The sequence below is a fragment of the Okeania sp. SIO2F4 genome (assembly GCF_010672385.1).
Lineage (GTDB): Bacteria > Cyanobacteriota > Cyanobacteriia > Cyanobacteriales > Microcoleaceae > Trichodesmium.
Genome location: NZ_JAAHGT010000512.1, coordinates 1 through 6814 on the forward strand (window position 1 = coordinate 1; position 6814 = coordinate 6814).

The 6814-nt window shown below is 37.2% G+C and carries 8 protein-coding genes and 1 pseudogene; all 9 read left to right on the plus strand.

The features are described 5' to 3' along the window. Positions 1-272 (plus strand): annotated as a pseudogene (locus tag F6K22_RS26170) (hypothetical protein); the annotation flags it as partial. A gap of 569 nt (positions 273-841) precedes the next feature. Further along, on the plus strand, positions 842-2089 hold the full coding sequence (locus F6K22_RS26175; RefSeq protein ID WP_293104787.1) for an FtsX-like permease family protein: 1248 nt from the start codon (positions 842-844) through the stop codon (positions 2087-2089). 186 nt (positions 2090-2275) lie between these two features. Continuing rightward, positions 2276-2434 carry a helix-turn-helix domain-containing protein gene (locus tag F6K22_RS26180; protein WP_293104790.1) on the plus strand — a complete coding sequence of 53 codons (159 nt, stop codon included), beginning with the start codon at positions 2276-2278 and terminating at the stop codon, positions 2432-2434. A 1-nt stretch (position 2435) separates the two neighbouring features. Beyond that, a complete protein-coding gene (locus F6K22_RS26185; protein ID WP_293104793.1) occupies positions 2436-2585 on the plus strand; it encodes a hypothetical protein in 150 nt (49 codons plus the stop codon). 21 nt (positions 2586-2606) lie between these two features. Next, the gene (locus tag F6K22_RS26190) at positions 2607-3167 is read left to right on the plus strand and encodes a transposase (RefSeq protein WP_293104796.1); all 561 of its coding nucleotides are present in this window, start codon (positions 2607-2609) and stop codon (positions 3165-3167) included. A gap of 120 nt (positions 3168-3287) precedes the next feature. Beyond that, entirely contained in the window at positions 3288-3413 is a 126-nt protein-coding gene (locus F6K22_RS42490; protein WP_363274457.1) for a zinc ribbon domain-containing protein, read from the plus strand. A 726-nt stretch (positions 3414-4139) separates the two neighbouring features. After that, a complete protein-coding gene (locus F6K22_RS26195; RefSeq protein ID WP_293104798.1) occupies positions 4140-4589 on the plus strand; it encodes a hypothetical protein in 450 nt (149 codons plus the stop codon). Between the two features lie 550 nt (positions 4590-5139). Next, positions 5140-6426 carry a phosphopyruvate hydratase gene (gene eno, locus F6K22_RS26200; protein WP_293104801.1) on the plus strand — a complete coding sequence of 429 codons (1287 nt, stop codon included), beginning with the start codon at positions 5140-5142 and terminating at the stop codon, positions 6424-6426. Between the two features lie 199 nt (positions 6427-6625). Then, positions 6626-6745, plus strand: coding sequence for an NAD(P)-binding domain-containing protein (locus F6K22_RS42495; RefSeq protein WP_363274460.1), 120 nt, complete (start codon positions 6626-6628; stop codon positions 6743-6745). Positions 6746-6814: the final 69 nt, after the last annotated feature.

Genomic DNA, 6814 nt, shown 5'->3' on the forward strand with positions numbered 1-6814 from the left:
CAGACAATATTATTATTAACTCCCAAGATCAAGCTATCCTGATTGATTTTGGCTCCGCTAGGGAATTTTTAGCAGGTTTCACCAATAAAATGACAGCTATGTTAACACCTGGATATGCGCCAATAGAACAATACGCTAACTTTAATAAACCTAATGCTAGTACAGATTTGTATGCTATTTGTGCTTCAATTTATAAATATTGCCACCTAACCCACCCCAGTAGACTGACACAGCTAATGGGTGTGCATTATGAAAATAGGGTGATGGGGTGATGGGGTGATGGGGTGATTACGAAAAAAGCTAATGCACTATTTTAGGTGTGTCGGTCCACTACTAGCGCGTCTAGCTTTATTTTTTGGGTAAGTCTAAATGAAGACCTCTCCCCCGAACCCTCTTCTGCGAGGAGAGGAGAGAATATTCCCCCCCTTTCAAAGCTATACTTTATCAACATCTTTCTGAACATAAAACGTGGACATTATATACAAGTTATGTGTTAGCCTTCGAGATGCTTTTTCTGGAGAAAAGTGTATTGAATTAGACATTTTTTTGAGAACTACAGACAAGATTCTCACTTCCCACACCCCCCACACGGACTACAAGGTTTTCAGGAGTTCTGAGTCAGGGATAGCTTTCACGCAGGGGGCAGGAAGGATAGTTGTGGGGTTGGGAAGTTAGGTTTTTTTCAACCTACAATTTTAGTCTAGACAGCCGACTACACCTGAATTTAATATCTCTTTGACAAACAGTATCTAAATTCTGAATTCTAAATTCTCAATTCAGAATTCTACACTATTGTTATATTGTTGATACACCTGTCTACAGGACTTTTGACTCAAACAAGATGGCTTCTATAGCTCGCAAAAATTTATTAGAAGATATTCCTCGGTTTATAGTAGCCCAAGCAGGAATATTATTTGCAGTTAGCTTAGTAACAATTCAAACAGGCATATTAAATGGGTTTGCTCGTTCCACAACCTTATTAATAGATAAATCCAATGCAGATATTTGGATCGCCTCTGATGAAATGGTTAACTTCGAGCTGACAGATCCCCTACTTTATGGCCAATTAAGCCAAGCCAAAACTATAGAGGGTGTCCAGCAAGCAGAAGCTTTAATTTTAGGATCGGTCAGATGGCGGCCTCAGAATGGAGAAATGAGTCCATTAATGGTAATTGGATTTAACCCCAATGGACAACTATTCAATCCGGGAAATGTCATTGAGGGTAACGTCAAAGACCTAAAAGAACCTTTTGCAGTGATGGCCGACCAAAGCAGGTTATCCAGTATGCTCTCAGAAGGAGTAGGAACAACAGCGATCGCCGGTTCCCTACCAGCAAAATTAGTGGCAGTGACCAAAGGTACTCAGTCAATTGTATCAAGTACCTTATTATTTACATCCCTGGAAAATGCTAATAGTTATATTAGTGCAGGTATTAATGCTGAAGTTAACTGCAAAGTGGTAGGAGCAGGAAATATCCAATGTACAAAAGTAGTAGAGAAAAAAGACCCCACTCAAAAGTTAGAGGAAATACCAACACCCAAAAAGTTAGAAATAGCAGATCCGATCGCTTATATATTAATTAAAGCTAAACCCGGTGCAGATTTACAAGTCTTGAAACAAAGAATAGAAGCAGCAATGCCAACTACTACTGCTTATACGAAAAAGGAATTATCTGAGAAAACCAGATTTTTTTGGTTAGCACGAACAAATATTGGTTTAGTTTTGGGAATGGGGGCAGTCGTAGGTGTAATTGTGGGCATAGTTGTGGTAGCTCAGATTTTGTATTCTTCTGTATCTGACCATATTAAGGAGTTTGGCACCCTCAAAGCAATGGGCGCATCGGATAAAGAATTATATGCAGTAATTGTGGAGCAGGCAATCTGGATGGCAGTTTTAGGTTATATTCCTGGGATGTTGGTTTGTTTAGGATTAAGTAGTTGGGTGGCCAGTAAGGGAATTATTATTTTGATTACACCTTGGTCTGCGCTAGGAGTATTGGGTGTAACTGTTGTGATGTGTGTGGGTTCAGCTTTCTTTGCAATTCAAAAAGTAACTCGCATCGATCCAGCGATCGTATTTAAAGCTTAGAGGAATTTTGAGTTGTCCCCAAAGAATATTTCTTATGTGAACCTCACCTCGAAGTAACCTTTGTCATTAGGAGCTGATTTCTAGTATCAATATATCTGGCAATTTCCGGTAATAACTGACAGTTCTGATGGGGATTTTTTGACTTGACAAAAAAAATAGTTGACAATGTGGTTGGAGGTGATTTGATTGTACGCCAAAAAACTTGAATTAAAGCTTAATAACCAGGAGCGCTCAAAAATGGCTCAATGTGCTGGCTATGCTCGTTTCGTTTACAACTATGGCCTCAGCATGGTTAATCAAACTCACAGCATAACCAAAGTTAACAAACGTGCAATGCGAAGTTAGCTTGAATTACACATTACGCATTTTAGAAGCGAAAAAAGTCTTTACTAACTATGTCAAAAAGCAACCAGAATATGCCTGGATAAATAATTATTCGTCTCGCATTTACCAAAGTGCTTTTCAACATCTAAGTGAAGCATTTAAACCGAAATAGGGAACCAGCAAGTATCCTAAGTTGAAAAGGAAAAAAGACCGACAATCTTTTACAGTTTATGACGGTAATGGAAAGGTAAAAATTAGTCCTGGTAAAAAAATTAAAGTACCAACATTAGGGACTTTTAGATTATGGGAATCAATACCTTACACCACAGCAAGTCAGACTTTTACTATTAGTAGAACGGGAGAAAAATGGTTTGTTAGTTTTGGTATTGAAGCTTCTCAGTTGCCAGTTCATCCTCTATTAGATGAGCGACAAGACGAAACTTTTGGTATAGATGTTGGGGTCAAACAATTTGCAAGTATCGCCAACCTAGAATTGGGGAACTCCGAAGTTGTAACTCTCCCAAACTCTATAAAAATAGAGCAATTAAAGCTAGCTAAGTTTCAATGGCGCAATCGCAACAAACAGCTAGGAAGTCAAGGTAAACCACCTTCAAACAATGGGATTAAATACTACAAAAAACTGGCTAATTACCATGCTCGTATTGCTAATGTGCGTAGGGATGTCATAGAGAAAACTACTACACTCTTAGGGAGTAAAGTAAAGCAGGTCTGCGCGCGAGAGTTTAAACGTTAAAGGGATGATGCAAAATGGTAAATTGGCAGCATCAATAGCAAGGTAAGGATTCTATGAATTTAGACAACGATTGACAACCCAAATCCTAAGCTCTGGTGGGACAGTAGTGCTGTAGGGACGTTGCATGCAACGTCCCTACAGCACCAGTGGTTTCCATCATCGAAAACTTGTCATAATTGTGGTTATATTAATCAAGAATTAAAGCTAAAAGACCGTACTTTTAACTGCCCTCATTGTCAGTCCTGAATAAAAAATCAAATCAATTTCCCACTCTTATTAATCAATTCTTTCTCCGTGATCCCTGCTACCTCGTAATTGTGTTGATGTCTAATAGATAGACACCCCAGAAATGTTTAAGCAGTGATTAGAGCAGAAGATACAAATCTTACATTTGAGAGAATATCGTTTGATATCGCTAAAAAACGTAAATTGTCAACAAACTCAAAACTCTCCAATACCTCACAACTTAAATCATATTGCCATAGATCAAAAAAAATATATTTGCTTGGGAAAATATTAAATAATTATTAAATCTCACTTCTAACTCATAGGATGATATTTATCACATAGCGAATAAGTATTTTTGCGGAATATAATGTAAGTTAAATCTAAAAATATAAGTAAATTTAACTAGATAAAAGATATAAATATTACAAAAATAATCACTTTTAAGCAGGTATAGGTCAGTAAATATAATAATAGTCATCAAAAAAATGCGTGATAAAACTTACTTATAATACCAACCCAAACTCTAAATTTTAAAATTTTTACTGTATAATCACAGATATATCATTATTTAATAATAATAAAATTCCATAGTAGTGAGGTAATAGGTAGTTGGCCAGAAATCTTCACTACATTATTGAATAAATATAGTGAAAGTATTAAACCATAAGTTAAAAATATTAACTTTTCAATCATCACTAATATCTGATAATAAAAAGATAAAAATATATATAAAAAATGCTTAAGATGAAGAAAAGTAAAGTTGGACATAACGATCGATCGCTACAAACCTTAGCTAGAGCAATAACTCTATCTGAGGGTGATTTTTCCCTAATTTTAGTCCGTTGTAATTCTCCAGAATTAAGAGAAGAAATCCTCCAAAAATTCAAAGCAGAATACCCTGTAGAATACCAAGAATTAGCATTAGACAATTTTACAGATACACTTTACTCCAGTATTAACCAAAATCTCGGTCATAGCTTGCCCAAAGCTTTAATGGTTAAGAGTTTAGAGTCAGTTAATACCTTAGATAAAGTACTAACTGCAGCTAACTTAGTCAGAAATAACTTCCTAAACTTTCACTTTCCCTTAGTCTTGTGGGTGACAGATGAAATTCATCAAAAATTAATTCGTTTAGCCCCTGATTTGCAAAGTTGGGCATCATCAGCAATTAGCTTTAATCCTAAATCTGCTTAAACCAAAAATTAATCACCAAAAAAATGGGTCTGAACCCTCGCCGAAAATCTTAGGATCTAAACGTTATGAAATGGCAAGATTAATGATAGCTAAATTTAATGCCAAATTATCAAGATACTAGGACAGGATTTCTACATAAGTTATCAACTAAAACAGTTCCTCAAAATCAAACAATAACTTAATTATAAAAAAAAATCTAAAATTTTTAATGTTTACCTTGTATTCAGTGGTAATAAAATTATTAAACATTTTTGATCTCTAGCTAAAAAGCAAAATTAACCCTTATTCTGTCAGTGGAATAGCTAAAGATTGCTAATTATGGTCCAAAAATACAACTCCCCTGAAGGAAGTTAGAAGTTAGAAGTTGTTTTTTTCACAGGGGCTTTTGAGCAACCCTGCAAAAACATTTTGCTAATCAAGGCGGGGTTGTGGGACCCAATCGTGTTTGATAACTCCAGAGACGATAAACATTCTGGAATCATAGTCAACCATAAATAGCACTTAAATTTAGCCAATGCCATTAAACTTGACAATATAAGGAATCAAAAGTATGGAGACAGCTATTGAATCAATCCACGCCAGAGAAATTCTTGATTCTCGTGGTCGTCCAACTGTAGAAGCAGAAGTCCACCTAGTCAACGGGATCATGGGATTAGCCCAAGTACCAAGTGGTGCATCAACAGGCAGCTTTGAAGCCCACGAACTCAGGGATGGAGACAAAGGACGTTATGGAGGCAAAGGGGTACTCACAGCAGTCAAAAATGTAGAAGAACAAATTACCCCCACTCTAGTCAAAATCAATGCTCTCAACCAAACCTTAGTTGACAGCAAAATGATCGAAATAGACGGTTCTCCCAACAAAAGTAACCTAGGAGCAAACGCAATTCTAGCCGTCTCCCTAGCAACAGCTAAAGCAGCAGCTAACTCGGTGGGTATGCCATTATATCGCTATTTAGGTGGACCCCAAGCTAGTCTACTACCAGTACCCCTAATGAACGTCATTAACGGCGGTGCTCACGCTGCCAATAACGTAGATATTCAAGAATTTATGATTGTACCTGTAGGTGCTGCTTCATTTAAAGAAGCATTGCGTTGGGGAGCAGAAGTATTCGCGACCCTTAGTGGAGTTTTAAAAGAGAAAGGTTTATTAGGTGGGGTGGGAGACGAAGGGGGTTATGCTCCCAACTTAGGCTCCAATCAAGAAGCATTAGATATATTAATTGCAGCTATTGAAAAAGCTGGTTACAAACCAGGAGAACAAATCGCCTTAGCGTTAGACGTAGCTGCTAGCGAATTTTACAAAGATGGTAACTACACTTATGACGGGGCAACTCATTCTCCTAGTGAGTTGATTGATTATTTAGCTAGTTTAGTCGATCAATATCCAATTGTGTCCATAGAAGATGGTTTACATGAAGAAGATTGGGAAAGTTGGGTGCAGCTAACTCAAAAGTTAGGTAGCAAGATCCAATTAGTAGGAGATGACCTATTTGTTACCAATGCTTCTCGCCTACAAAAAGGTATTGATATGGGTGGCAGTAACTCAATTTTGATCAAACTCAATCAAATAGGTTCCTTGACAGAAACTCTAGAAACCATTGACTTAGCTACTCGTAATGGTTATCGCTCAGTTATCAGTCACCGCTCGGGAGAAACAGAAGACACAACTATTGCCGATTTAGCTGTAGGAACTCGCGCAGGTCAGATTAAAACAGGTTCCCTCTGTCGTAGCGAACGGGTGGCCAAATATAATCGACTATTGCGGATTGAAGATGAATTGGGCGATCGCGCTATCTATGCAGGTACAGTTGGTTTAGGGCCAAAAGGTAGAAATTAGAGTTAGTGATAGCATAAAACTAGCGAAAACTGACCTATAACACCAAAAATGTTAGGGATAGAAACTCAATTGGCGTAATCCTAGAGTTTCTTCCCATTTCTCAGGGATTAAGTTAAAAGTTAAGTGTTGAGTGTAGTCATTTTCTCAACTAATCTTGAATATATAGAACTTTTTGTACCTTTAGCAAGAAAGATTTTTGATGACAAATAAAACTAAAGTTTCATTCATTGGAACAGACACAATGGGTCGGCCAATGATATTCAAACTACTTGAGAAAGGCTACACGCTCAAAGTTCAGGATAAATATAACTATCAATAAACAGTGGTAGCATCAGGAGTAATAGGGGAAGATTACCCAAAACAAGTAACTAGAGAATGTCATCTGCTG